This is a genomic window from Flavobacterium lacisediminis (assembly GCF_025909975.1).
GTDB classification, from domain to species: domain Bacteria; phylum Bacteroidota; class Bacteroidia; order Flavobacteriales; family Flavobacteriaceae; genus Flavobacterium; species Flavobacterium lacisediminis.
Genome location: NZ_JAPCIO010000007.1, coordinates 170,081 through 195,856, shown reverse-complemented (window position 1 = coordinate 195,856; position 25,776 = coordinate 170,081). Strand labels below are relative to the sequence as shown.

Below are 25,776 nucleotides of genomic sequence, written 5' to 3'. Positions count from 1 at the left end.
AATAATTAGCTAAACCTGAATCACACCTAAATTAAACTGTTTTTCAATAGGAGCGTGGTTAGCGGCTTCAATTCCCATCGAAATCCAATTTCTTGTTTCCAATGGATCAATAATAGCGTCAGTCCACAAGCGAGAAGCTGCGTAGTAAGGCGAAACTTGTTCGTCGTAACGTGCTTTGATTTTATCAAATAATTCTTTTTCTTTTACTTCATCTATTACTTCACCTTTTGCTTTTAAAGAAGAAGCTTCAATTTGTGCTAACACTTTTGCTGCTTGTGTTCCGCCCATAACTGCTAATTCAGCACTTGGCCAAGCGAATATTAATCTTGGATCATAAGCTTTTCCACACATGGCATAATTTCCTGCTCCGTATGAATTTCCAACAATTACAGTAAATTTTGGAACTACCGAATTCGCCATCGCATTTACCATTTTTGCACCATCTTTGATAATTCCTCCGTGTTCTGATTTTGAACCTACCATAAATCCGGTAACATCTTGCACAAAAACTAATGGAATTTTCTTCTGGTTACAATTCGCAATAAATCGTGTTGCTTTATCAGCAGAATCAGAATAAATTGCACCACCAAACTGCATTTCGCCTTTGGCATTTTTTACAATTTTACGTTGGTTAGCTACAATTCCAACTGCCCAACCATCAATGCGAGCGTAAGCAGTGATTAAGGTTTTTCCATAATCACCTTTATATTCGTCAAATTCAGAATTGTCTACCAAACGTTTGATGATTTCATACATATCGTATTGGTCAGCTCTCGATTTTGGTAAAATTCCGTAAATATCTTTTGGTTCTAAAGTTGGTTTTTCTGCTTTCACACGATTGTATCCTGCTTTATCGAAATCACCAATTTTACCTACGATACTTTTAATTCTATTTAATGCATCTTTATCATCTTTAGCTTTATAATCAGTTACACCTGAAATTTCGCAATGCGTAGTTGCTCCACCAAGTGTTTCATTATCAATAGTTTCTCCAATAGCAGCTTTTACTAAGTAACTACCAGCTAAGAAAATACTTCCGGTTTTATCTACAATCATGGCTTCATCGCTCATAATTGGTAAATAAGCACCACCTGCCACGCAACTTCCCATTACAGCGGCAATTTGGGTAATTCCCATACTGCTCATAATGGCGTTGTTTCTAAAAATACGACCGAAGTGTTCTTTATCTGGGAAAATTTCGTCTTGCATTGGTAAATAAACACCAGCAGAATCTACTAAATATATAATTGGTAAACGGTTCTCCATAGCAATTTCTTGTGCACGAAGGTTCTTTTTTCCAGTAATTGGGAACCAAGCACCAGCTTTCACAGTAGCATCATTTGCCACTACAATACATTGCTTTCCAGAAATAAATCCGATTTTTACAACAACTCCTCCAGAAGGACAACCGCCGTGTTCTTTATACATACCATCTCCAACAAAAGCACCAATTTCAATGCTTTTTGCTTTTTCATCTAAAAGATAATCGATGCGTTCACGTGCTGTCATTTTACCTTCAGCATGTAATTTTTCGATACGTTTTGGTCCACCACCTAATTTAACTTGAGCAAATCTGTTTTTTAAATCGGAAAGTAAAAGTTTGTTATGATCTTCGTTTTTATTGAAATTAATGTCCATTTGGGTATTGTTGTTTATTGGTTGGCTAAAATACAAAATCCATCCGAAAAATTGAATTTTTAGATGGATTTAGTCTTAATTTTTAACGAATGTTTATTTTTTGGAATCGTTTACCATTCTTTTTAAAATCGCCCATTGTCTTAAAGCGTCTTTTGCATCAATTGCAGGATAACCTAACATTGTCTTGCCAGCTTCAACATCAGCAGCAACACCTGAACCAGCACCAATCATCGCACCATCTCCAATAGTAACATGGTCTTTGATAGAAGCACTTCCACCTATTATTACACCATTTCCAAGAGTTACCGAACCAGCTAATCCACTGTTTCCTGCCATAATACAGAACATTCCTAATTTAGAATTATGCCCGATTTGAACCAAATTATCAATTTTACAACCATCTCCTAAAATAGTTGAACTGAATTTGCCTCTATCTACAGATGAGTTGGCACCGATTTCAACATTGTTACCGATGATAACATTTCCAATTTGAGGAATTTTTACCAACCCTCTTTCAGGATCAGGACGGAAACCAAATCCGTCTGCTCCGATAGTTGCATTTGGATGAATGATACAATCATTTCCGATATGGCAACGTTCTCTAACAACAGCACCTGGCCAAATTGTGGTGTTTTTGCCAATGGTTGACTCGTCTAAAATAGTAACATTTGGATATAGAATGGTGTTTTCTCTTATTACTACATTTGGTCCCACGTAACAATTTGCACCAATTTTCACACCATCACCAATTTTAGCTGTTTCGTCAATGGTAGCAGTTTGATGAATATTTGTTTTGAATACGGGTGGAGGAGGAGCAAAAAGAGTTAAAACCTGAGACATGGCTAAATCAGCATTTTTTACTTTTATAAAAGCTCTATTTTCACCTGGTTCGATTGAAATGTCTTCATTTACAACGGCTACACAAGCTTTTGAAGTTGCCCAAAATTTTTCATACTTTTTGTTTCCAATAAACGAAATTTCGGTTTCATTGGCTATATCTAATTGCTCGGGTGCTGTAATTTTTATTGAAGTTGAACCAACGATTGTTCCTTTTAGTACTTCGTTGATTTCTTCGATTGTAGATTGTTTCATTTTTTAGATAGATTGGTAAATTTTGTCTAAAATATAAAAACAAATTGGTTTTTTTAAGAAATTATAAAAAAAGCCGAATTTAAAAATTCGGCTTTTAAAAAATTATAAAAATTGATATCTCAAGTTTAGAGAAATATTTTTGTAATCGGCAAACTTATTTTCACTACTTCCTTTTAAAATTTGAGTATTACTGAATACTCTTGTTTCAATAGAATATTTTTTATAATTAAAGCCTAAGCCAAATGCAACATTATTTAAGCTTGGGAATATTTCTAAATTATTATCGGTAACAACTTCATACTTAATTCCATTAGATTTAACGCTTAATTTTGCATTATATGCAGCATTTATGAAAATACTCGCTTTTTCGTTAATATAAAAATAATGTCTTATTCCAATAGGTATTTGAATATAGTTATATTCTACATTAACATCTTGTTCTAAAGTTGTTGTATAGAATGTGTAAGTTAAATGATCTGAGTTTTTATAAATATTGTAAGAAGGTTCTAAAATAACTGACCATTTATTATTATTAAATGGTAAAATTATTTCTGCCTCAAATCCAAACCCAAAATCTATAGATGTGCCAAAGTTTGTTTCATAATAATCATTATTATTAAATTTTAGATTTAGAGAATTTAAATTACTAATCAAAGAAGCTTTTAATCTAAAAGTTGATTTATTTCCACTTTCAAATTTTTTAAATTCTGAATTTTCACATTCATTATATTTTTTAAAGAAATTCACTAAATTAGTTTTTGAATACCCTAGTTTGCTAATTTCATCTCTTGAATTACCACAATTAACATTCTCATTTAATTGTTTTCTATACGTTCTATTGTATAGAATTGTTGAATTTTCAATAATATAATCTATACCTTGAACTTTCAAAGAATTCACATCTTCTGCATCTGCTATATATGAAAGAAAAATTAATTGTTCAATATCTTTCTTATCCGTTGAATAAAAGAATTTCTCAATACCACTTTCATTAAATTGATAAAGTGAAGCCTTACCTTCAATTAATACTTTTAATAAAAGATTTTCTTTATTAAAATTTGGTGTTTTACTATTATTTGATAATTGACCAGAAGTAACGGATGATTTTTCAATATCCACATTAAATCTTTTATATTTTAACTTGTTTTCGATCTCAAATTCTTTAATTAGCGATGTATTTATTTCAACTGAATTTTCATTTAAATTAGATTTAAATTCAATTAAATTAGGAGTGTTTTTCCAATCACTGTTTTTAATATATCCCTCAGATTTTGTTCCATTAGTACTAATATAATATCCTTTTTCAAATTTAGTTTGTGCAGATAAACATGTAATTGTAATTAAAGAAAGTAGTGTAAAAAAATGCTTCATTAGTGTTTAATTGATTTTTGTATTTATGTTTAGTTATTATTCTTCTTTTTGTCCCATCATCATTAAATAGGCTTTCAAAAAATTATCGATTTCTCCATTCATAATGCCTTCCACATCACTGGATTCATATCCTGAACGAACGTCTTTAACTAATTTATAAGGATGCATCACATAGTTTCTAATTTGTGAACCCCATTCGATTTTCATTTTTCCAGCTTCGATATCGCTTCTTTGTGCTTGTTGTTTTTTAAGCTCAATTTCGTACAACTGCGATTTCAACATTTGCATCGCTCGTTGGCGGTTGTCTTGTTGCGAGCGAGTTTCTGAACACTGAATTTGAATTCCTGTAGGTTTGTGAAATAATTGTACTTTGGTTTCTACCTTATTTACATTTTGTCCACCAGCACCACTCGAACGCGAAGTAATGATTTCAATATCTGCTGGATTGATTTCAATTTCGATAGAATCATCCACCAAAGGATACACATAAACCGATGCAAAAGAGGTATGGCGTTTCGCATTACTATCAAAAGGAGAAATTCGCACTAATCTATGTACACCATTTTCACCTTTTAAATAACCAAAAGCAAAATCACCTTCAAATTCTAACGTTACCGTTTTAATTCCAGCTACATCGCCTTCTTGAAAATTCAATTCTTTGATTTTGTAGCCTTGTTTTTCACCCCACATCAAATACATTCGCATTAACATGGAAGCCCAATCACAGCTTTCGGTTCCACCAGCACCAGCGGTAATTTGCAATACAGCACTCATGCTGTCTCCTTCATCGGAAAGCATGTTTCTAAATTCTAAATCTTCAATGTGTTGTAAGGTTTTTTGATATTGCTCTTCAACTTCTTCTTCAGATACATCACCTTCTTTGTAGAAATCCATCATAATTTGAAGCTCTTCTGAAAGTTCAATACCTTTGTTATAATCTTCAACCCATTTTTTTTTCGTACGTAGGTTTCTGATAATAATTTCGGCTTCTTTGGCGTTGTTCCAAAAGTCAGGAGCGAAGGTTTTTTCTTCCTCGTTAGTTATTTCAATCGTTTTGGCATCAATGTCAAAGATACCTCCTTAACGCACCAAGGCGATCAATAATATCTCTGACTTGTTCTGTATTTATCATAAATATTGTAGTTTTACACAACAAAAATAGCTATTCTTTTTTATTCTATGGAAATAAATTTAGTAAGTGATACCGTAACCAAGCCTTCAGTTGAGATGTTAAACGCTATGTTTAATGCTAAAGTAGGTGATGATGTATATAAACAAGACCCAACAGTCAATGAGTTAGAGGAAACTTTGGCTGATTTATTTGGGATGGAAGCCGCTTTGTTTTTTCCTTCGGGAACGATGGCAAATCAAACAGCGATTAAGTTGCATACTCAGCCTGGTGAACAAGTAATTTGCGATAAATACTCACACATTTATCATTACGAAGGAGGCGGAGCTTCGTTTAATAGTGGCGTTTCTTGTTGTTTGGTTGATGGAAATCGTGGGATGATTACAGCTGATTTGGTTAAAAACGGTATTAATGACCCAGAATTTTATCACGCACCTTTAACTTCGTTAGTAAGTATTGAAAATACTACTAATAAAGGTGGTGGAGCTTGTTATGACTTACAACCTTTACAAGAAATTAAGCAAGTTTGCATCGGCCATAATTTGAAATACCATTTAGATGGTGCACGTTTGTGGAATGCTTTGGTAGCAAAAAAACAACATCCAAAGCAGTTTGGCGAATTGTTTGATACGATTTCGGTTTGTTTATCGAAAGGATTGGGTGCTCCTGTGGGTTCGGTTTTATTAGGAAGTAAAGCAGATATGCATCGTGCTTTGCGCATTAGAAAAATTTTTGGTGGCAATATGCGACAATCAGGTTATCTGGCTGCAGCTGGATTATTTGCGTTGCAAAACAACATCAGTCGTTTAGAAATTGACCACAGAAGAGCGAAAGAATTAGGTGGTTTATTAGAAAAAATGCCTTGGGTTGCTAATGTAGAACCTGTGGAAACCAATATTTTGATTTTTGGCTTACAACCTTTTGTAGATGAAAAGCTTTTTACGGAAAAATTGAAGCAAAAAGGCATTGCTATTAGTTCGATGGGACATGGAAAACTTCGTATTGTAACACATTTGGATTATAAAGAAGTCATGCACGAATATGTAATGGAAATCTTTTCTAAACTAACTTTTTAATTTTGGAAATAGTAATAATTTCAATCGTAGCTTTTTTAACCGCAATTCTAACCTTTTTCTCAGGTTTTGGATTGGGAACTTTATTAACTCCTGTTTTCATGTTGTTCTTTCCAGTTGATATTGCGATAGGATTGTGTGGATTGGTTCATTTTGCCAATAATTTATTCAAGTTTTTCTTGGTTGGGAAACATGCGAATAAAGAAGTTTTATTGAAATTCGGAATTCCTGCGATTATTGCTGCTTTTGTTGGTTCGGGGTTGTTGTTACAAATTTCCGATTTAGAACCTTTATTTAGTTATTCGCTTTTTGGAAAACAATTAGACGTTTTTCCAGTGAAATTCATCATTGCGATTTTATTAGTGATTTTTGCTCTTTTAGACTTGATTCCGTTTTTAAGTAAATTGGAATTTGGAAAAGATAAATTGCCTTTAGGTGGAATTTTAAGCGGATTTTTTGGTGGACTTTCGGGACATCAAGGTGCTTTGCGAAGTGCGTTTTTGATTAAAGTAGGTTTATCCAAAGAAAGTTTTATCGCCACAGGAATTGTAGTTTCAATGTTTATCGATTTTACCCGATTGAGTGTTTACGCTTCTAAAATTACCACTTATACTTTGTATGAAAATAAAGTATTGTTGATTTCTGCAACACTTTGTGCTATTACAGGAGCGTATTTGGGTAACCAACTTTTAAAGAAAGTTACCCTAAAATTTCTCCAAGTTTTTGTTGCTGTTTTATTGCTTTTAGTAGCAATTGCTTTAGGAATGGGAATTATTTAAACATATCCATTCCTGGAATGTTTGGCATACCTTCTTTTGCCACAGCAGCTAACTCTGTTTCGTGAACGTTTGTAGCTTTTTCAATAGCTTTGTTTAAAACGTTAACTAAATAATCTTCTAACATTTCTTTATCGCTAAGTAAATCGTCACTTACGGTAATGTTTTTGATTTTTCTGTTAGCGGTAAGCGTTACTTCAAGCAAGCCATCAGCGCTTTTTTCATCGATTAAAACAAAGTCTAAACGCTTCTTTGTTTCTTCTACTTTTTGTTGGGTTTCTTTTAGTTTACCCATCATGCCCATAATATCTCCAAACATAATTTTTATTTTTTTATTCCGACAAAAATACTAAATTAGCAGTTAATAATTATTGTAAAACTTCATGAAAAAAATCACGTATTTCCTTTTAGGTTGTGTTATTTTTGCTCCAGTTCACAGTCAAAATAAAACAAAAAAAATGTCTGATAAATTACAGCCGCCAGTTGCTAAAATTGTTCCAAAAACATTAGAAAAGCACGGTGATAAAAGAATTGATAACTATTATTGGTTAAACGAAAGAGAAAACCCAGAAGTTATTGATTATCTGAATAAAGAAAACGAATATTACCAAAAATCGACTGCTCATACCAAACAATTTCAAGACGAATTGTTTTTGGAAATGAAAGGAAGAATTAAAGAAGATGATAGTTCGGTTCCCTATTTATACAATGGTTATTACTATATTACTCGTTTCGAAAAAGGAAAAGATTACCCAATTTATTCTCGTAAAAAAGGAAGTTTAGATGCCAAAGAAGAAATCATGTTTGATTGTAATGAAATGGCTAAAGGACACGCTTATTTCAACTTATCTGGATTAAATGTAAGTGAGGATAATAAATGGGTGGCGTTTGGAGTAGATTTAGTTTCAAGAAGACAATATACGATTCAAATTAAAAACTTAGAAACAGGTGAAATCCTTCCGGTAAAAATAGAAAACACTTCGGGAGGTTCTACTTGGGCTGGCGATAATAAAACATTATTCTACACAAGAAATGATCAACAAACTTTACGTTCCGATAAAATTTACAAGCATTCATTAGGAACAGAATCTTCTGCTGATATTTTGGTTTTTCACGAAAAAGACGATACGTTCAACACGTTTGTTTACAAAGAAAAATCTAAAAAATATTTGGTGATTGGTTCATCAAGTACATTGACTTCTGAATATCAAATTTTGGAATCTAAAAATCCTAATGGAGAATTTAGAGTTTTCCAAAAAAGAACACGTGGATTAGAATATTCGATTTCGCATTATGGTGATAGTTTTTACATCGTAACCAATAAAGATAAAGCAACGAACTTCAAATTAATGAAAACTCCAGAAACAGCTACAGCGGCTGAAAATTGGAATGATTTAATTGGACACAGAAAAGATGTTTTATTAGAAGGAATCGAAATTTTTAAAGATTATTTAGTGGTTGAAGAGCGTTCTAATGGATTGAATAAAATTAGAATTATGCCTTGGAATGGAAAAGGAGAATATTATTTACCTTTTGCTATTGAAACCTATACGGCTTACACTACAACTAATGTAGACTTTGACACCGAAATTCTTCGTTATGGATACCAATCAATGGCAACACCATCTTCTGTGATTGATTTTAACATGAGAACGCAGGAGAAAAAAGTATTGAAAGAACAAGAAGTATTGGGTGGAAAATTTGATAAGAATAATTACATCGAAGAAAGAATTTGGGCAACAGCAACTGACGGAACTAAAGTGCCAATTTCAATTGTTTACAGAAAAGGGATTAAAAAAGACGGTAAAAATCCATTGTTATTATATGCTTACGGTTCGTATGGAGCTACGATGGATCCGTATTTTTCATCAACTCGTTTGAGTTTATTGGATAGAGGATTTATCTATGCAATTGCACATATTAGAGGAGGCGAAGACTTAGGAAGAGAGTGGTATGAGAACGGAAAACTTTTAAAGAAAATTAACACTTTCACCGATTTTATTGACTGTTCAAAATTTGTGATTGCAGAAAAATACACTTCGGCAGCACATTTGTATGCTGAAGGTGGATCGGCTGGTGGTTTGCTAATGGGAGCAATTGTTAATATGGCACCAGAATTATACAACGGAGTAATTGCACAAGTTCCTTTTGTAGATGTGGTTACCACTATGTTAGATGATACAATTCCGTTGACAACTGGAGAATATGATGAATGGGGAAATCCGAATGAAAAAGTATATTATGATTACATGCTTTCGTATTCACCATATGACCAAGTTAAAAAGCAAGATTATCCGAATATGTATGTATCTACAGGGCTTCACGATTCGCAAGTACAATATTTTGAACCTGCAAAATGGGTGGCAAAATTGCGTGTTATGAAAACTAATGACAAACAATTATTCTTAGATACTAACATGGATGCAGGACATGGAGGAGCTTCAGGACGATTTGAAGCACTTAAAGAATTAGCTAAAGAATTTGCATTTTTATTAGATTTAGAAAAAATTAAGAAGTAGTTCAAAAATTTTTGTTAAATTTGCAAGGTTTTGGAGGTGTCAAAAAGCGCCTAAAAAACAAAAAATCAAGTATAAAATACAATAAATGCTAGTAATGCATAGTATTTTGGAAACATTAAAACAAACAGTATCTTCATATGAAAGAAGAAATAAAAGCCTATAATAGTGTATTAGATTTAATAGGGAATACACCATTAATCAAACTGAGTAAAATTTCAGCTGATTTAACGGGTAATTTCTATGCAAAAGTTGAAGCCTTTAATCCAGGACATTCTACCAAAGATCGTATCGCATTATATATTATTGAAGAAGCAGAAAAAAGAGGTATCCTAAAACCAGGTGATACAATTGTTGAAACTACATCAGGAAACACTGGATTTAGTTTGGCAATGGTAAGTATCATCAAAGGATATGATTGTATTTTAGCAGTAAGTTCAAAATCATCGAAAGATAAAATTGATATGTTGCGTTCGATGGGAGCAAAGGTTTACGTTTGCCCTGCGCACGTTTCTGCTGATGATGAGCGTTCTTACTACAATGTTGCAAAAAGATTACACGAGGAAACTAAAGGTTCGGTTTATATTAACCAATATTTCAATGAGTTAAATGTTGATGCACATTATAAATCTACAGGACCAGAAATTTGGGAACAAACTGGCGGTCAAATTACACACTTAGTAGCGTGTAGTGGAACTGGAGGAACTATTTCTGGAACAGCACGTTTCTTAAAAGAGCAAAATCCAAACATTAAAGTTTTAGGAGTAGATGCTTTTGGTTCGGTTTTGAAAAAATACCACGAAACAAAAGAATTTGATAACGCTGAAATTTATCCATACCGTATTGAAGGTTTAGGTAAAAACTTAATTCCAACAGCTACCGATTTTGATATCATTGATAAATTTATCAAAGTTTCAGATGAAGAAAGTGCACACACTACAAGAGAATTAGCTAAGAAAGAAGGTTTATTCGTAGGATATACTTCTGGAGCAGCTTTTCAAGCAGTGAAACAATATGCTGAAGAAGGAGAATTTGATGAAAACAGTAAAGTAGTTATCATTTTCCCTGATCATGGTTCACGTTACATGAGTAAAGTATTTAGCGATGATTGGATGAATGAACAAGGTTTCTTTGATTCGGTTAACCAAGAAGAAGCTTTAAAAATTGAAATTATCAAGTAATTTGATTTTAGATATAGAAGAAATCCTGAGTGAAAGCTCAGGATTTTTTTGTTTCACGCTTTTTAAAGTCTACATTAATTAAAAAATAAATTGTAATTTTATATTGCATCGATGTTACATTTTAAAATAGTATAACGTGAAGCTAACCAATATAGCAGTAAAGTGCATTTCGCTTGCATTAATAACCGCATTTACAATTGTTGAGATAATTAATAAAGAAACTACGGTTTTTTATATCATCTATTTGTTTTGGTTTGATGAATTCGTACGAACAATTTTTGATAGAGTAGCGTATCGTTTTAAGAAAGAAAATATTGAAAATCCAATTCAATTTCAGCAGCAGAATAAAGAGCGATTCTTCTTGTTAGGTGTTTATTTTATATTCATCGTTGTTTTATTTGGTATCATAATCGATTGGAAGCAAATGGATTTGATAGGATTGAATTATTCTGTTTTACTCTTTAAAAATCAGATTTTTAACTTTAGTTTACTAACCATTATTGCGAGAGAAATTTATTTGTATCAAAGTAAAACAGATAAAATACTAGCAAAAAGTGTAGCTTCAAATGGAATCATAATCCTGCATATTTCAATAGTTTTAGGGCTATTGATTTGGTTTTTATCCACTCAAAAATTCCAATTCATGCTTGATTATTCTAATGTAATTTCAATTATTCCTTTTTTACTTTTAAAAATAGGGTTTGAATTGAAATCAGTTCAGTGATTTTTGTATTAGATATAAAAAAATCCCAATTGTAAGATTGGGATTTTTATTTTTAATTATCTGGAATATTAGGTTCTACTAACCTTTTTAGTTTTTCTAACGATTCTTGCCAACCCAAGTAACACATCTCAGTAGGAATCATTGCTGGAATGTTTTCCTGCAGTATTTTGATTTCTGTACCACACGAAACTTCTTTTAACCAAACCGAAGTTGTCATTTCACCTGGTAAGTTGGGGTCATCAAAAGTGTCGGTGTATTTTAAAAATTCGTTTGGTTTGACATCGAGATAAGTTCCACCAAAAGAATGTCCGTTACCTGTTGTGAAATTGATGAACGACATTTTAAAACTACCTCCAATTTTTACCTCCATACTGTGAACTTCACACAAGAAACCATATGGTGGAATCCACGAAGCCATTGCATTTGCTTCAGTAAATGCACGAAACACCTTTTCAGGTGGAGCCGTTACTACGCGATGTAACGATACAAAATTATCTGCCATATTTTTTTATTACTAATTTATGAAAAAAAGTATTTAGTTTTGATTTACTACGAAATGATATATTAAACTGCTCCTTTTCTTGGATATTCTGGTTTCCAAGGTTTAATATGAAGGATTTTTTTGAATTTTAATAAATTAGAATTAGATTGAATCTCAACCTTTATTTCATAAGTAACAGAATCGTGAAACAAAGTGTCTACTTTGAGATTGAAAATTCCGTTTAGTGCTTTTTCTTTGGAAGTTAGATGAATTAAATGGTTGCCATTTTTATTTTTTTTAATTTTAAAACGGGATGCTATTTTTTCTTTACCACTTAAAATATAAAGAGAATCGGTCCATTCACTAATAATAATATCACTTGTAGTACTACCTCTTAAAAGACTGTCAATTTTAGTTGGAAAAAGTATTTCATCGTTTAAAATAATTTTTTCAGGAATCCATGTTCCTTCAATATTAACGGTATCTTCTTTATAAAAAGCTAACGCAAAAACTGAAATTATCACAAGGCTTATGATGATGATTTTAAATGTTTTCATTGGTTAGTTTTTTAATTTGTGTCAAATGAAGGTTTCTGTGTAAACTATTTAAATTTAAAACCTTCAGGAGCTCTCAAAGTAGCTTTGTCATACATATTCAAATATAAAGTTACAGTATCTTTTTTGCCTTCGTATGTAACCTTGTATTTATCAAGCATTCCAGCGCCAAACGGACTATTTTTTGTGTTAAATTGACAACAACTTCCCGATCTATTAAACCATATACGTTCTCCATTGGGGCCACTTAATGAACTTAAATAATTTATTTCATTTCTTGGACCATCTGAAATACCACCGACTTTTATTGGATTTTTTTGGTTATATCCATACTCCGTGTTAGAAGTTGTTTCAGATGAATTTGTTTTTGTTGAAGAACATGCAATAATACCTAAAGCCGTAAAGAAAAAGATGATTTTTTTCATATGAAAGAATAGTTTAGTTTTTATTTAAAAGCAATTTTAAATTTTTTTTGTTTTTTATAATAGAATGCGCTATAAGGTTAGTAAATACTTTTATTCAACTAACTTCAAATTTCTTTTTGCATATGTATTAAAGCTTTCTATTGGAATTACTTTTTTTCGTTTCATTAAATATTTAATTTCACCAGTATATTTAATCCAGTTTTCTTTTTCAAAATCTTCTTTTTTTGAGATAATATTCAAATATAAAATACCATTTTCAATTCTCCATTGTCCTTTTTGCTCTTCAAATCCAAAATTATCAAATTGTGCATAACTAATTTGTCTGTAAAATCCACCATTTTTATAAAGTACCAAACTATCTAATTCCTTTTCAAAATAGGATGTTTTTGAATTTTTATAAGTTTGTTTTTTTACTTTCTTGAATTTATACACCGATTCAACCTCTTGACAAAACAAAAAGGAGGCCAGAAGGCAATTAATTATTATAAAAAATGTATTTTTCATGATATTAATGTTTTGTAGGCACGGAATGCAATTCCTCTCTATTGGATTTTATAAAACAATTTATTAATTAATATTTCTTTTTTTAGTTTTCAAATCTTTAAAATTTGCTAAAATTAAAATTAAAGTAATAAATGCAGTTAGCATTTCTGTTCCTACGAATAGTTTGGCATATAGGCTATTTGCTTGTATCTCACTTGAATTATTCATAATAAAAATGCCAAAACTATAATATAAAAACTCTAAGAAGCTATTTGTATTTTTAACATTTATAAAGTTTTCATTATTGTAATCATATAAACACCAATAATATGATGCAAAAGTAAGAGATAAAAAGAAAACAATTCCTAAAGTATGAGCTAAGAATTTAAATCTTCCTTGACTATTTTCTGAATGCTGATGTATTTTTTCGGTATGAAAAGTAATAAAATAAAAGTTGCTTAATAAAAGTGTGAAAAAAAAGAAAAAGCCAAAAAAACATCTTTCAAATTCATTAGATTCTTTTTGGAATATGATGAAAACCAAATATGTGAAAAAAGGTAGAATTACAAAAACGCCATGTTTGTTTAAATAATTAAATAAGTTTTTCATTTGCAAAATATTTACAAGATTAATTCATTTTCTATCATTCAGAATATGTATCTAAAGTATAATATTCGCTAATATATAAAAAAATCCTCACAATTTCTTGCGAGGATTTAGTATATAAGTTAGAAAAAGAATTACTCAGCGCTTTCTTGCATCGTATGATAAACGTTCATTACGTCATCGTCTTCTTCAATTTTTTCTAATAGTTTTTCAACATCAGCTACTTGGTCTGGTGTTAATTCTTTTGTTATTTGTGGTATTCTTTCAAATCCAGAAGATAAGATTTCTAAACCACGAGATTCCAATTCTTTTTGGATAGTTCCAAAGCTTTCAAAAGGAGCGTACATTAAAATTCCGTCTTCGTCAGCAAAGATTTCCTCTACACCAAAATCAATCATTTCTAATTCTAATTCTTCCACATCTTGTCCTTCTGCCGGAATTCTAAAATTACAGGTATGATCAAACATAAATTCAACCGAACCTTGTGTTCCAAACGTTCCGTTGCATTTGTTGAAGTAACTTCTAATGTTAGCAACTGTTCTGTTGTTGTTATCCGTAGCCGTTTCAATTAAAATCGCAATTCCGTGAGGTGCATACCCTTCAAACAACACTTCTTTAAAGTTAGCTGTGTCTTTATCTGATGCTTTTTTAATAGCGCGTTCTACGTTATCTTTAGGCATATTCGCAGCCTTCGCATTTTGAATAACCGCTCTTAAACGTGAGTTGGTTTCAGGATTTGGTCCGCCTTCTTTAACGGCCATTACAATATCTTTTCCTATACGTGTAAACGTTTTAGCCATTGCTGACCAACGCTTCATTTTACGGGCTTTTCTAAATTCAAATGCTCTTCCCATTTCTATGTAATTTCAATATTCTTTATTCGTTGTTCAAAATTTCGATGCAAAAATAATAATTTCAAGTTCAAATTCAAGTTCAAGTTCAATTTTCAAATTTGTAATTGATCTTGTCATTGTTCTTGCCCTTGACTATTTCTTGTAAAACGGCATTTTAACCACTTTAGCCTTAATATCTTTATTTCTAATTCTAATATAAATTTCAGAATCTGGTGTAGCTAAAGCCGTTGGAACATAACCCATTCCGATAGCAATTCCCATAGAAGGTGATTGCGTTCCAGAAGTTACAATTCCTACAACATTTCCGTTAGCATCAGCAATTTCGTAATCGTGACGAGGAATTCCTCTTTCTACCATTTCGAAACCAACTAATTTACGAGAAACACCCGCTTCTTTTTGTTTTTTCAAGTTTTCTGAATTCGTGAATTCTTTGTCAAATTTGGTAATCCATCCTAAACCAGCTTCTAATGGAGAAGTTGTATCGTTGATATCGTTTCCGTATAAACAGAATCCCATTTCTAAACGTAACGTATCACGCGCTGCTAATCCAATTGGTTTGATTCCGAAAGCTGCTCCAGCTTCAAAAACTTTGTTCCAAATGTATTCTGCATCTTCGTTTTTAAAGTAAATTTCAAATCCTCCCGAACCTGTATAACCTGTAGCTGAAACAATTACATCGCTTTTTCCAGCAAATTCACCAATTTGGAAAGTGTAATACCCCATATTCGTTAAATCAATAGAAGTTAATGATTGCATAGCTTCTGCAGCTTTTGGTCCTTGAATAGCTAATAATGAATAGTCATCTGAAAGGTTTTGCATATCCACACCTAAATCATTATGTAAAGAAATCCAATTCCAATCTTTTTCAATATTTGAAGCATTCACAACCAACATGTAATGATTGTCTGCAATTTTATAAACGATTAAATCGTCAACAATTCCACCTTCGTTATTTGGTAAACAAGAATATTGTGCTTTTCCATCAACTAATTTAGAAGCGTCATTTGAAGTTACTTTCTGAATTAAAGCCAACGCATTTTCTCCTTTTAAGAAAAATTCTCCCATGTGAGAAACGTCAAAAACACCAACGCCATTTCTAACGATTTCGTGTTCTGCATTTACTCCTTCGTATTGCACAGGCATGTTGTATCCTGCAAACGGAACCATTTTAGCTCCTAAACTTTCGTGAATGTGCGTTAACGCTGTATTTTTCATGATTTGATGTTGTATTATTTGAGAGCGCTAATTTATTGAAAATTCTTAAAAATGCACCCAGAATTCCCTTAAAATTTGAGCGATATTTATTTTTTATTAATAATGCTGATAAATCTTGCATTTTAACAATTGTTTGCGGAATTTTGGACTTTTAAAATTAACCAAATGGAAACTACACATTATATAAGTTCAGATTTATTGTCTATCGACATGATTAACGAGATTGTTTTTCAAGGAAAACAGTTGGCATTATCAGAGGAAGCTATCGTAAACATTGAGAAATGTAGAAAATACTTAGACGATAAAATGAAATCAAACTCAGATCCAATTTACGGAATTAACACCGGTTTTGGTTCGTTGTGTAATGTGAAAATTTCGAATGAAAATTTATCAAAACTTCAAGAGAATTTGGTGAAATCTCACGCTTGCGGAACAGGGGAGGAAGTACCTCATGAAATTGTAAAAATCATGTTGTTATTGAAAATCCAATCGTTAAGCTACGGACATTCAGGTGTTCAGTTAGTAACCGTGCAACGTTTGATTGATTTTTACAATAATGATATTTTTCCAGTAATTTATACACAAGGTTCGTTAGGTGCTTCGGGTGATTTAGCTCCGTTAGCGCATTTATCGTTGCCGTTATTAGGTGAAGGTGAAGTATATTTAGATGGTTTCAGACAGCCTTCATCAAAAGTATTAGCCAAATTTGGTTGGGAACCAATCGTTTTACAATCGAAAGAAGGTTTGGCATTATTAAACGGAACACAATTCATGAGCGCTTACGGAGTATATTGCTTAATAAAAGCAGATAAAATTTCGTATTTAGCTGATGTTATTGGAGCAGTTTCTTTAGAAGGTTTTGATGGAAGAATCGAACCTTTTACAGATTTAATTCATTTAGTTCGTCCGCACAAAGGTCAGGTGCAAACGGCGGAAAGAATGCGTGATTTGTTAGAAGATAGCGAAATTATTGCACAACCAAAAGTGCATGTGCAAGACCCTTATTCTTTTAGATGTATTCCGCAAGTACATGGTGCTTCGAAAGATACGATTGATTATGTGAAGAAAGTGTTTCGTACAGAAATCAACTCAGTTACTGATAACCCAAATATTTTCGTAGGAGAAGATTTGATTATTTCTGGAGGAAATTTCCACGGACAACCTTTAGCATTAGCATTAGATTTCTTAGGAATAGCGTTATCAGAATTAGGAAGTATTTCAGAAAGAAGAACTTATCAATTGATTTCTGGATTAAGAGGTTTACCAGCGTTTTTAGTAAACGATCCAGGGTTGAATTCAGGTTTCATGATTCCACAATATACAGCGGCAAGTATTGCTAGTCAGAACAAACAATTAGCAACACCAGCAAGCATTGATAGTATTGTTTCGTCAAACGGACAAGAAGATCACGTGAGTATGGGAGCAAACGCTGCGACTAAAACGTTACGTATTGTTGAAAACGTAGAACGAATTTTAGGAATTGAATTATTAAATGGTTCGCAAGCTTTAGAATTCAGAAGACCATTACAATCAAGTGAATTCATTGAAAGTTTTGTGAAATCATATAGAGAAGAAGTTCCGTTTGTATCAGAAGATAGAATTTTACATTACGATATAGAAAAATCTGTTTCGTTTTTGAATAGTTTTCAAATTGAAATGGAAGATTAATTCAAAATATTATAAAAGTAAAAAGCTCAAGAAAATCTTGAGCTTTTTTTATAAAAATAGAATAGAAATAATAGTTATAATTGCAGGAAGTGCTTGCACATAAAATATTTTTTTTGATGCTGAATAAGCTCCGAAAATTCCAGCAACAGTAACAGAACAAAGAAAGAAGATAGCTATATTTCTACTCCAAATTTCATCGGAAATAGCCAAACACCAAAGTAATCCTGCAGATAAAAATCCGTTATACAAACCTTGATTAGCTGCTAAAACTTTTGTTTTTTCGAACAAATCTTCGGGAATAGTTCGGAATACTTTTTTAGCTGCAGTTGTCCATGCAAACATTTCTAGCCATAGAAAATACAAGTGAAATAAGGCTATAATTACGATGAATATTTTACTAATGAAATGCATAATTATTCTTTTTCGTTAAAAGCCCGTTCAATTCTCTTGTCTGGAATTAACCAAATTAAAGCCACCAAAATATAAATGGCACCTGAAATTTCAACAGAATATTTGGTTACAATAACAGCGATTAGATATAAAACTAATGATAATTTTCCTTTGTAATCTTTTCCAATTGCTTTAGCTAAAACTGAATCTTTTCCATGGTCAATTAAAATGACTTTTTGCAAAATAAAATAAGCTATGGCATTCATTAACAGAACTAAACCATATAACATCATTGGAAATGAATTAAAATGGTGTTCACCAATCCAAGCTGTTGTAAAAGGAATTAAAGACAACCAAAATAATAAGTGCAAATTAGCCCAAAGAATTTTTCCATTCACTCGTTTTACGGTATGCATCATGTGATGGTGGTTGTTCCAATAAATGCCAACATAAATAAAGCTTAAAATATAACTTAAAAACTTATGCGATAATTTAATAACAGCTTCAAAAGTAGTGTCTTCTGGAACTTTAAACTCCAAAACCATAATGGTGATTATAATAGCTAAAACACCATCGCTAAAAGCTTCTAATCGGTTTTTGTTCATTTCGTATTTTTAAGTAAAACTACAATTAGAGTTATGATAGCAATTGCTTCGGTAAGCATACCAACAGTTAGCATAATTCCAGCTCCAGGCCAATGCATAATTTTAAATAAAGAACCAATTATTGTAATCGCCATCCCTAAAAGGAACAAAACCATCGGAACTGTATATTGCTTTTTCATATTATTTCCACTTAAAGTTTTTCTCAATTGCTTTAATCATTTCGCCTGCAATGTCTTTTTGAGTTGCGCCTTCAATTCCTTCTAAACCTGGAGATGAATTTACTTCTAACAATAAAGGACCTTTTGACGAACGAATAATATCAACTCCAGCCACTTTTAAATTCATCGCTTTTGCAGCTTTAATAGCAATTTTCTTTTCGTCAGCAGTAATTTTTACCACAGAAGCAGTTCCGCCCATATGAATATTCGCTCTGAATTCTCCCGGAGCAGCTTCACGTTGCATAGCAGCAACAACTTTTCCATCTACAACAAAGAGTCTCAAATCTTTACCATTCGCTTCTTTAATGAATTCTTGAACTAAAATATTAGCATTTAAACTCTTGAAAGCATTAATAACTGATTCGGCTGCTTTTTTAGTTTCTGCCAAAACGACACCTTTTCCTTGAGTTCCTTCTAATAATTTTACAATTAAAGGCGAACCACCCACCATTTTAATTAAATCGTCTGTATCTAAAGGTGAATTGGCAAATCCAGTGGTTGGAATATCTACTCCGTTATTTAATAATAATTGTAATGAAAATAGTTTATCTCTTGATTGTGTAATAGCAGAAGCGTTATTTAAAGCAAATACTTTTAAAGCTTCAAATTGACGCGTTAACGCACAGCCATAATAGGTCATACTTGGTCGAATTCTAGGAATTACGGCATCAAAATCGTTTAGAACTTTTCCTCCACGGTAATGAATTTCGGGTTTTGTTGCGTCTAATTTCATATAGCAGTATTTCAAATTTAAGAAATGCATTTCATGACCTCTTAATTCGCCTGCTTCTAAAATTCGTTTGTTGCTATATAATTCTGGATTACTTGCTAATAAACCAATTTTTAAACCTTTTTTGGATTCATTAGAAGCGTAGTAATATTCTTTTAGTTTTTCGGTTGTTGGTTGTCCTAATAAATAACGTTGCTCTGGATCAACCAAAACACGTCCTGACATCGCTTCACGACCTAATAACATTCGGAAACCCATTGAATCACGGTTAGTAAGTGTAACCTCGATTTCCCAAGTTTTTCCACCAATTTCAAGTTTGGTTTTGATAACATAGCGTTGTTCTCTAAAGCCACTCGAACTTTTAACAACTCTCTTATCTACCAATGGTGCTTCGCAATGAATTACTGCTTTAGCATTATTTTGAATAGGATTTACATCAAATTTAACCCAACTTTCACTGTCTTTTTCAAAAGTAACAATATTGATAGCATGAAGAGCAGAAGTTTTTGCTCCTGAGTCAACACGTGCTTTAATTGTTGGGATTCCTAAAGTAGGGAAGGAACACCATTCTTCGCTACCTACAATAACTTTGTCTAACATTTTTAAACGAATAAATTAAGAATCTAATGTAGTATTTTTTTTAATATAATTTTAAAATTGCATAAAATAAAAAAACCAAGCTATGAGCTTGGTTCTTCTAATTTCTTAATTTCTATTTTGAGTTCTTGTGCCGTTTCATCTAAGTCCATGAAAATTTGATCGCCTTCATGGATTTTTTGAGTAATAATCTCTTCAGCTAGAGCATCTTCAACATATTTTTGAATGGCTCTTTTTAACGGACGCGCTCCAAACTGCTTATCAAAACCTTTTTCAGCAATGTAATCTTTGGCTGCTTCTGAAAGTTTTAAAGTGTAACCTAAATCTTTAACGCGGTCGTATAATTTGTCCATTTCGATATCAATAATTTTATCAATATCTTCTTTTTCTAGAGCATTGAATACAATTACATCATCAATTCTGTTTAAAAACTCAGGAGCAAAAGCTTTTTTCAAAGCGTTTTCGATAATTCCTTTTGAATGTTCTTCAGTTTGTGCAGTTTTTGATGCAGTTCCAAATCCAACACCGGTTCCAAAGTCTTTCAATTGACGAGCACCAACGTTAGAAGTCATGATAATAATCGTATTTCTAAAATCGATTTTACGACCTAAACTATCGGTTAAATGTCCATCATCTAATACTTGAAGCATCATATTGAAAACATCTGGATGTGCTTTTTCAATTTCATCTAGAAGTACTACGCAGTATGGTTTTCTTCTAACTTTTTCAGTTAATTGTCCGCCTTCTTCGTATCCAACGTATCCAGGAGGTGCTCCAACTAAACGAGAAATAGCAAATTTCTCCATATATTCACTCATGTCAATACGAACTAAAGCATCTTCAGAATCAAATAATTCTTTTGCAATAACTTTAGCCAATTGTGTTTTTCCAACACCAGTTTGACCTAAGAATATAAACGAACCAATTGGCTTGTTCGGATCTTTTAAACCAGCGCGATTTCTTTGGATAGATTTTGCAATTTTCAATACTGCTTCGTCTTGTCCAATTACCTTACCTCTAATAAGTTCAGGCAAGTGAGCTAATTTATTACTTTCAGTTTGTGCTATACGATTTACTGGAATTCCTGTCATCATAGAAACCACATCAGCAACGTTATCTTCTGTAACGGTTACTTTGTTGTTTTTAGAATCTTCTTCCCATTGTTCTTGTGCAATTGCTAAATCTTTTTCGATGCGTTTTTCATCATCACGAAGTTTAGCGGCTTCTTCATATTTTTGTTTTTTAACGACTGTATTTTTCAGTTCGCGCACTTCTTCTAACTGACGTTCTAACTCCAAAATTTGTTTTGGAACATCGATATTAATAATGTGAACACGAGAACCGGCTTCATCTAAAGCATCAATAGCTTTGTCTGGAAGAAAACGGTCGGTCATATAACGATTTGTTAATTTAACACACGCTTCAATTGCTTCAGGTGTGTAAATTACATTATGGTGGTCTTCGTATTTTGGTTTGATGTTATTTAGAATGGTAATTGTTTCTTCAACAGATGTTGGTTCTACAATTACTTTTTGAAAACGTCTTTCTAAAGCGCCATCTTTCTCAATATACTGACGGTATTCGTCCAATGTTGTAGCTCCCACACATTGAATTTCACCTCTTGCTAATGCAGGTTTAAACATATTAGAAGCATCAAGCGAACCTGTAGCTCCACCAGCACCTACAATAGTGTGAATTTCATCAATGAATAAAATGATATCATCGTTTTTCTCTAATTCATTCATTACTGCTTTCATTCTTTCTTCGAATTGTCCGCGGTATTTTGTTCCAGCAACTAAACTTGCTAAATCAAGCGTAACTACACGTTTGTTGAATAAATTACGAGATACTTTCTTTTTAATAATTCGCAAAGCTAAACCTTCAGCAATAGCTGATTTTCCAACTCCAGGTTCTCCAATTAAAAGCGGGTTGTTTTTCTTTCTGCGGCTTAAAATTTGAGAAACACGTTCGATTTCTTTCTCACGTCCCACAACTGGGTCTAGTTTTCCTTCTTCTGCCATTTCGGTTAAGTCACGACCGAAATTGTCTAAAACTGGAGTTTTTGATTTTTTATTGGTTTTTCCACCTGATGGAGGATTGTTAAATGAGCCTTCTTTTAAACTGTCATCTTGTCCTGAATCGTCATTAAATGACTCAGCTTTCGGCAAGTTTTCTAAATAATCGTCTTCGTTTGTCATCATGGCTGTATACTGTTCTTTAACGGTTTCGTAATCAATTTTTATTTTGTTCAACAACTTGGTTGTAGGGTCGTTTTCGTTACGTAAAATACATAACAATAGGTGTGCTGTACTTATTTCGGAATTATTGAAAAGTTTCGCTTCTAAAAAAGTAGTCTTCAAGGCACGCTCTGCCTGTCGTGTAAGATGAAGGTTTTTCTTTTCTATATTTTGAATGCCATTTGGGTTTGCAGGGCTAAGTATTTCTACTTTTTTTCTTAAGTGAGATAAGTCAACTGCTAAATTATTCAAGATGTTAATTGCTTTTCCATTGCCATCTCGAAGTATTCCTAGCATTAAGTGTTCGGTACCAATAAAGTCGTGACCTAATCGTAAAGCTTCTTCTTTACTGTAGGTAATTACGTCTTTAACTCGCGGTGAAAAATTATCGTCCATAGCATTAGTAATATAAGTAAATGTACAAAATTCTATAAGGAAATACAAAAATCATACCTTATAAAATGTATAGATAGCTAAATGACAAAAAATATTTGAAAAAAGAAAGAAACTGGAGTAGGATTTATAACCAATTTGTAAACAAAATTGTTAATAAATAGTCGAAATAAGTGGTTTAAAATTTGTGCTAAAAGTTCAAAAAGCCGTATATTGGCACGTTTTAGTACTAATATATAATTTTAATATAAATACTTATGTCAGAAGGAGAAAAGTTAATTCCTATTAACATAGAGGAAGAAATGAAATCAGCTTACATCGATTATTCGATGTCTGTTATTGTGTCGCGTGCACTTCCTGATGTTAGAGATGGTTTAAAACCTGTACACCGTAGAGTTTTATTCGGAATGTACGAATTAGGAGTTCTTTCGAACAGAGCCCATAAAAAGTCGGCAAGAATTGTTGGAGAAGTTTTAGGTAAATATCACCCACATGGTGATACTTCAGTATATGATGCAATGGTGCGTATGGCTCAAGAATGGAGCTTACGTTACTTAATGGTAGATGGTCAAGGTAACTTTGGTTCTGTTGATGGAGATAGTCCAGCAGCAATGCGTTATACCGAGGCTAGAATGAAAAAGATTTCGGAAGAAATGTTAGCAGACATCGACAAAGAAACAGTTGATTTTCAATTAAACTTTGATGATACATTGCAAGAGCCAACTGTTATGCCAACTAAAGTTCCTACTTTATTGATAAATGGAGCTTCTGGTATTGCGGTAGGTATGGCAACTAATATGGCGCCTCATAACTTAACAGAAGTTATTGACGGTACATTAGCATATATTGACAATAATGATATCGAAATAGATGAATTAATCAATTACATCAAAGCGCCGGATTTTCCAACAGGAGGAATTATCTATGGTTACGAAGGGGTAAGAGAGGCTTTCAAAACAGGTAGAGGGCGTATTGTTATGCGTGCAAAAGTTGGTTTTGAAGAAGTAAATGGTAGAGAAGCAATCATTGTTACCGAGATTCCATATCAAGTAAATAAAGCCGAAATGATTAAGAAAACGGCTGATTTAGTTAATGATAAAAAAATCGAAGGTATTTCAAATATTCGAGACGAATCGGATAGAAATGGAATGCGTGTGGTTTATGAATTAAAACGTGATGCAGTTCCAAATGTAGTTTTAAATACACTTTATAAATATACACAATTACAATCTTCATTCAGTGTAAATAACATTGCATTGGTAAAAGGGCGTCCGCAAATGTTAAATCTTAAAGATTTGATTTATCATTTCGTTGAACACCGTCATGATGTTGTAGTTCGTAGAGCTCAGTATGATTTAAGAAAAGCAGAAGAAAGAGCTCATATCTTAGAAGGTTTAATCATTGCTTCTGATAATATTGATGAAGTAATCAAAATCATTAGAGCTTCTAAAGATGGTGATGAGGCTAGAACTAAATTAATTGAGCGTTTCAAATTATCGGAAATTCAAGCACGTGCAATCGTAGAAATGCGTTTAAGACAATTAACAGGTCTTGAGCAAGATAAATTACGTGCTGAATACGAAGAAATCATGAAATTGATAACGTATTTAAAAGAATTACTTGCAAGTAAAGAAATGAGAATGCAAGTTATTAAAGACGAGTTAGTTGAAATTAGAGATAAATATGGAGATGAACGTCGTTCTCAAATTGAATACTCTGGTGGAGATGTTAGTATCGAAGATTTAATTGCTGATGAAAGTGTTGTAATTACGATTTCTCATGCGGGTTATATCAAACGTACTTCGTTATCGGAATACAAAACACAAAATAGAGGAGGAGTTGGACAAAAATCGGCTGGAACTAGAGATCAAGATTTCTTAGAGCATTTATTTGTAGCAACAAATCACCAATATTTAATGTATTTCACGCAAAAAGGAAAATGTTATTGGATGCGTGTTTACGAAATTCCAGAAGGAACTAAAACAAGTAAAGGTCGTGCTATCCAAAACTTAATCAATATTGAGCAAGATGATAAAGTAAAAGCATTTATCTGTACTCAAGACTTAAAAGATCAAGATTACATCAATAGTCACTATGTAATCATGGCTACGAAACAAGGTCAAGTTAAGAAAACACCATTAGAGCAATATTCTCGTCCACGTCAAAATGGTATTAATGCTATTACCATTAAAGAAGATGATGAATTAATCGAAGCAAAATTAACTACAGGGAACAGTCAAGTTTTATTAGCAGTTAAGTCTGGTAAATTAGTTCGTTTTGAAGAGGAGAAAACTCGTCCAATGGGAAGAACTGCTTCTGGAGTTAGAGGTATTACTTTAGCTGATGATAAAGACGAAGTAATTGGAATGGTATCTATCGATAAAGATCACGTTACAGAATCACAAATCTTAGTTGTTACTGAAAATGGTTACGGAAAACGTACAAAATTAGTTGATGACGATGGAGAAGATGTATACAGAATCACGAATCGTGGTGGTAAAGGTGTAAAAACTCTTAATATTACTGAGAAAACAGGAGCTTTAATTGCAATTAATAACGTGACTGATGCTGATGATTTAATGATTATCAACAAGTCAGGATTGACAATTAGAATGATGGTTTCTGATTTACGTGTTATGGGAAGAGCAACGCAAGGAGTTCGACTAATCAATATCAAAGGAAACGATTCAATCGCTGCTGTAACTAAAGTACTTCGTGAAGATGAAGAAGTCGTGCTAGATGAAAATGGAGATATCTCTGATGCTGAAACTGGCATAGATATTGATTCATCAGAAGAAGAAACACAAGAATAAATATGAT

General features: G+C 32.5%; 24 protein-coding genes. 7 read left to right on the top strand and 17 right to left on the bottom strand.

The annotated features are described in order from the left end of the window. Window positions 1-9: 9 nt before the first annotated feature. The 4 genes from OJ995_RS11345 to prfB form a co-directional block, all read right to left on the bottom strand. Window positions 10-1,638 carry an acyl-CoA carboxylase subunit beta gene (locus tag OJ995_RS11345; RefSeq protein ID WP_264369522.1) on the bottom strand — a complete coding sequence of 543 codons (1,629 nt, stop codon included), beginning with the start codon at window positions 1,636-1,638 and terminating at the stop codon, window positions 10-12. Between the two features lie 93 nt (window positions 1,639-1,731). Continuing rightward, window positions 1,732-2,730, bottom strand: a complete 999-nt coding sequence (gene lpxD, locus OJ995_RS11340) for a UDP-3-O-(3-hydroxymyristoyl)glucosamine N-acyltransferase (protein ID WP_264369521.1) — start codon at window positions 2,728-2,730, stop codon at window positions 1,732-1,734. Window positions 2,731-2,832: 102 nt separating this feature from the next. Then, window positions 2,833-4,101 carry a hypothetical protein gene (locus OJ995_RS11335; RefSeq protein ID WP_264369520.1) on the bottom strand — a complete coding sequence of 423 codons (1,269 nt, stop codon included), beginning with the start codon at window positions 4,099-4,101 and terminating at the stop codon, window positions 2,833-2,835. 36 nt (window positions 4,102-4,137) lie between these two features. Then, a protein-coding gene (gene prfB / locus OJ995_RS11330) for a peptide chain release factor 2 (RefSeq protein WP_264369519.1) occupies window positions 4,138-5,233 on the bottom strand; the annotation gives its coding sequence in 2 pieces (ribosomal slippage) (window positions 4,138-5,169 and window positions 5,171-5,233; 1,095 coding nt in all). A 47-nt stretch (window positions 5,234-5,280) separates the two neighbouring features. On the opposite strand from prfB, the gene OJ995_RS11325 reads away from it, so the two are divergent. Both OJ995_RS11325 and OJ995_RS11320 read left to right on the top strand, forming a co-directional pair. Continuing rightward, a complete protein-coding gene (locus OJ995_RS11325; protein WP_264369518.1) occupies window positions 5,281-6,306 on the top strand; it encodes a threonine aldolase family protein in 1,026 nt (341 codons plus the stop codon). A 2-nt stretch (window positions 6,307-6,308) separates the two neighbouring features. After that, window positions 6,309-7,082 (top strand): sulfite exporter TauE/SafE family protein, encoded by a 774-nt coding sequence (locus OJ995_RS11320; RefSeq protein WP_264369517.1) that lies wholly within the window; start codon window positions 6,309-6,311, stop codon window positions 7,080-7,082. On the opposite strand, the gene OJ995_RS11315 is transcribed toward OJ995_RS11320, so the two are convergent. Next, a complete protein-coding gene (locus OJ995_RS11315) occupies window positions 7,075-7,398 on the bottom strand; it encodes a YbaB/EbfC family nucleoid-associated protein (protein ID WP_264369516.1) in 324 nt (107 codons plus the stop codon). The genes OJ995_RS11320 and OJ995_RS11315 overlap by 8 nt on opposite strands. A gap of 64 nt (window positions 7,399-7,462) precedes the next feature. Here OJ995_RS11315 and OJ995_RS11310 point away from each other — a divergent pair, with 64 nt between their 5' ends. The 3 genes from OJ995_RS11310 to OJ995_RS11300 all read left to right on the top strand — a co-directional run bounded on the left by OJ995_RS11310 (window position 7,463) and on the right by OJ995_RS11300 (window position 11,500). After that, the gene (locus OJ995_RS11310) at window positions 7,463-9,598 is read left to right on the top strand and encodes a S9 family peptidase (RefSeq protein WP_432419331.1); all 2,136 of its coding nucleotides are present in this window, start codon (window positions 7,463-7,465) and stop codon (window positions 9,596-9,598) included. Window positions 9,599-9,735: 137 nt separating this feature from the next. Continuing rightward, complete coding sequence (gene capA / locus OJ995_RS11305; protein ID WP_133606644.1) at window positions 9,736-10,776, top strand: cysteate synthase; 1,041 nt, start codon at window positions 9,736-9,738, stop codon at window positions 10,774-10,776. Window positions 10,777-10,912: 136 nt separating this feature from the next. Continuing rightward, entirely contained in the window at window positions 10,913-11,500 is a 588-nt protein-coding gene (locus OJ995_RS11300) for a hypothetical protein (protein ID WP_264369515.1), read from the top strand. 52 nt (window positions 11,501-11,552) lie between these two features. Here the strand turns inward: OJ995_RS11300 and OJ995_RS11295 are convergent, their stop codons facing one another. The 7 genes from OJ995_RS11295 to gcvT all read right to left on the bottom strand — a co-directional run bounded on the left by OJ995_RS11295 (window position 11,553) and on the right by gcvT (window position 16,118). Next, window positions 11,553-12,002 carry an SRPBCC family protein gene (locus OJ995_RS11295; protein WP_264369514.1) on the bottom strand — a complete coding sequence of 150 codons (450 nt, stop codon included), beginning with the start codon at window positions 12,000-12,002 and terminating at the stop codon, window positions 11,553-11,555. 62 nt (window positions 12,003-12,064) lie between these two features. After that, entirely contained in the window at window positions 12,065-12,538 is a 474-nt protein-coding gene (locus OJ995_RS11290) for a hypothetical protein (protein ID WP_264369513.1), read from the bottom strand. A gap of 44 nt (window positions 12,539-12,582) precedes the next feature. Continuing rightward, the gene (locus OJ995_RS11285) at window positions 12,583-12,960 is read right to left on the bottom strand and encodes a 2-dehydro-3-deoxyphosphooctonate aldolase (protein WP_264369512.1); all 378 of its coding nucleotides are present in this window, start codon (window positions 12,958-12,960) and stop codon (window positions 12,583-12,585) included. 90 nt (window positions 12,961-13,050) lie between these two features. Beyond that, window positions 13,051-13,464 (bottom strand): hypothetical protein, encoded by a 414-nt coding sequence (locus OJ995_RS11280; RefSeq protein WP_264369511.1) that lies wholly within the window; start codon window positions 13,462-13,464, stop codon window positions 13,051-13,053. A gap of 63 nt (window positions 13,465-13,527) precedes the next feature. Next, entirely contained in the window at window positions 13,528-14,052 is a 525-nt protein-coding gene (locus OJ995_RS11275) for a hypothetical protein (protein ID WP_264369510.1), read from the bottom strand. Between the two features lie 131 nt (window positions 14,053-14,183). Next, the gene (locus OJ995_RS11270; protein ID WP_262318547.1) at window positions 14,184-14,903 is read right to left on the bottom strand and encodes a YebC/PmpR family DNA-binding transcriptional regulator; all 720 of its coding nucleotides are present in this window, start codon (window positions 14,901-14,903) and stop codon (window positions 14,184-14,186) included. Between the two features lie 132 nt (window positions 14,904-15,035). Further along, window positions 15,036-16,118: a glycine cleavage system aminomethyltransferase GcvT gene (gcvT, locus tag OJ995_RS11265; RefSeq protein ID WP_264369509.1), complete on the bottom strand. Its 1,083-nt coding sequence runs from the start codon at window positions 16,116-16,118 to the stop codon at window positions 15,036-15,038. A 165-nt stretch (window positions 16,119-16,283) separates the two neighbouring features. Between gcvT and hutH the strand changes: the two genes are divergently transcribed. Continuing rightward, window positions 16,284-17,786 carry a histidine ammonia-lyase gene (hutH, locus tag OJ995_RS11260; protein ID WP_264369508.1) on the top strand — a complete coding sequence of 501 codons (1,503 nt, stop codon included), beginning with the start codon at window positions 16,284-16,286 and terminating at the stop codon, window positions 17,784-17,786. Between the two features lie 48 nt (window positions 17,787-17,834). Here the strand turns inward: hutH and OJ995_RS11255 are convergent, their stop codons facing one another. From OJ995_RS11255 to OJ995_RS11235, 5 genes are all read right to left on the bottom strand, one after another. After that, on the bottom strand, window positions 17,835-18,197 hold the full coding sequence (locus OJ995_RS11255) for a DUF1304 domain-containing protein (RefSeq protein WP_264369507.1): 363 nt from the start codon (window positions 18,195-18,197) through the stop codon (window positions 17,835-17,837). Window positions 18,198-18,199: 2 nt separating this feature from the next. Beyond that, window positions 18,200-18,781 carry a TMEM175 family protein gene (locus OJ995_RS11250; protein WP_264369506.1) on the bottom strand — a complete coding sequence of 194 codons (582 nt, stop codon included), beginning with the start codon at window positions 18,779-18,781 and terminating at the stop codon, window positions 18,200-18,202. Further along, window positions 18,778-18,960, bottom strand: a complete 183-nt coding sequence (locus OJ995_RS11245; RefSeq protein ID WP_264369505.1) for a GldL-related protein — start codon at window positions 18,958-18,960, stop codon at window positions 18,778-18,780. Before OJ995_RS11245 ends, OJ995_RS11250 begins: the two co-directional genes overlap by 4 nt. 1 nt (window position 18,961) lies before the next feature. Continuing rightward, entirely contained in the window at window positions 18,962-20,329 is a 1,368-nt protein-coding gene (gene rimK / locus OJ995_RS11240; RefSeq protein ID WP_264369504.1) for a 30S ribosomal protein S6--L-glutamate ligase, read from the bottom strand. A gap of 80 nt (window positions 20,330-20,409) precedes the next feature. Further along, complete coding sequence (locus OJ995_RS11235) at window positions 20,410-22,959, bottom strand: ATP-dependent Clp protease ATP-binding subunit (protein ID WP_264369503.1); 2,550 nt, start codon at window positions 22,957-22,959, stop codon at window positions 20,410-20,412. A gap of 254 nt (window positions 22,960-23,213) precedes the next feature. On the opposite strand from OJ995_RS11235, the gene gyrA reads away from it, so the two are divergent. Continuing rightward, window positions 23,214-25,769 carry a DNA gyrase subunit A gene (gyrA, locus tag OJ995_RS11230; RefSeq protein ID WP_264369502.1) on the top strand — a complete coding sequence of 852 codons (2,556 nt, stop codon included), beginning with the start codon at window positions 23,214-23,216 and terminating at the stop codon, window positions 25,767-25,769. The last annotated feature ends 7 nt before the right edge of the window (window positions 25,770-25,776 follow it).

Coding starts and splice junctions, on each gene's coding strand:
- OJ995_RS11345 (WP_264369522.1), bottom strand. CDS start 1,638: ATGGACATTAATTTCAATAAAAACGAAGATCATAACAAACTTTTACTT.
- lpxD (WP_264369521.1), bottom strand. CDS start 2,730: ATGAAACAATCTACAATCGAAGAAATCAACGAAGTACTAAAAGGAACA.
- OJ995_RS11335 (WP_264369520.1), bottom strand. CDS start 4,101: ATGAAGCATTTTTTTACACTACTTTCTTTAATTACAATTACATGTTTA.
- OJ995_RS11325 (WP_264369518.1), top strand. CDS start 5,281: ATGGAAATAAATTTAGTAAGTGATACCGTAACCAAGCCTTCAGTTGAG.
- OJ995_RS11315 (WP_264369516.1), bottom strand. CDS start 7,398: ATGTTTGGAGATATTATGGGCATGATGGGTAAACTAAAAGAAACCCAA.
- OJ995_RS11310 (WP_432419331.1), top strand. CDS start 7,463: ATGAAAAAAATCACGTATTTCCTTTTAGGTTGTGTTATTTTTGCTCCA.
- capA (WP_133606644.1), top strand. CDS start 9,736: ATGAAAGAAGAAATAAAAGCCTATAATAGTGTATTAGATTTAATAGGG.
- OJ995_RS11295 (WP_264369514.1), bottom strand. CDS start 12,002: ATGGCAGATAATTTTGTATCGTTACATCGCGTAGTAACGGCTCCACCT.
- OJ995_RS11290 (WP_264369513.1), bottom strand. CDS start 12,538: ATGAAAACATTTAAAATCATCATCATAAGCCTTGTGATAATTTCAGTT.
- OJ995_RS11285 (WP_264369512.1), bottom strand. CDS start 12,960: ATGAAAAAAATCATCTTTTTCTTTACGGCTTTAGGTATTATTGCATGT.
- OJ995_RS11280 (WP_264369511.1), bottom strand. CDS start 13,464: ATGAAAAATACATTTTTTATAATAATTAATTGCCTTCTGGCCTCCTTT.
- OJ995_RS11275 (WP_264369510.1), bottom strand. CDS start 14,052: ATGAAAAACTTATTTAATTATTTAAACAAACATGGCGTTTTTGTAATT.
- OJ995_RS11270 (WP_262318547.1), bottom strand. CDS start 14,903: ATGGGAAGAGCATTTGAATTTAGAAAAGCCCGTAAAATGAAGCGTTGG.
- gcvT (WP_264369509.1), bottom strand. CDS start 16,118: ATGAAAAATACAGCGTTAACGCACATTCACGAAAGTTTAGGAGCTAAA.
- hutH (WP_264369508.1), top strand. CDS start 16,284: ATGGAAACTACACATTATATAAGTTCAGATTTATTGTCTATCGACATG.
- OJ995_RS11255 (WP_264369507.1), bottom strand. CDS start 18,197: ATGCATTTCATTAGTAAAATATTCATCGTAATTATAGCCTTATTTCAC.
- OJ995_RS11250 (WP_264369506.1), bottom strand. CDS start 18,781: ATGAACAAAAACCGATTAGAAGCTTTTAGCGATGGTGTTTTAGCTATT.
- OJ995_RS11245 (WP_264369505.1), bottom strand. CDS start 18,960: ATGAAAAAGCAATATACAGTTCCGATGGTTTTGTTCCTTTTAGGGATG.
- rimK (WP_264369504.1), bottom strand. CDS start 20,329: ATGTTAGACAAAGTTATTGTAGGTAGCGAAGAATGGTGTTCCTTCCCT.
- OJ995_RS11235 (WP_264369503.1), bottom strand. CDS start 22,959: ATGGACGATAATTTTTCACCGCGAGTTAAAGACGTAATTACCTACAGT.
- gyrA (WP_264369502.1), top strand. CDS start 23,214: ATGTCAGAAGGAGAAAAGTTAATTCCTATTAACATAGAGGAAGAAATG.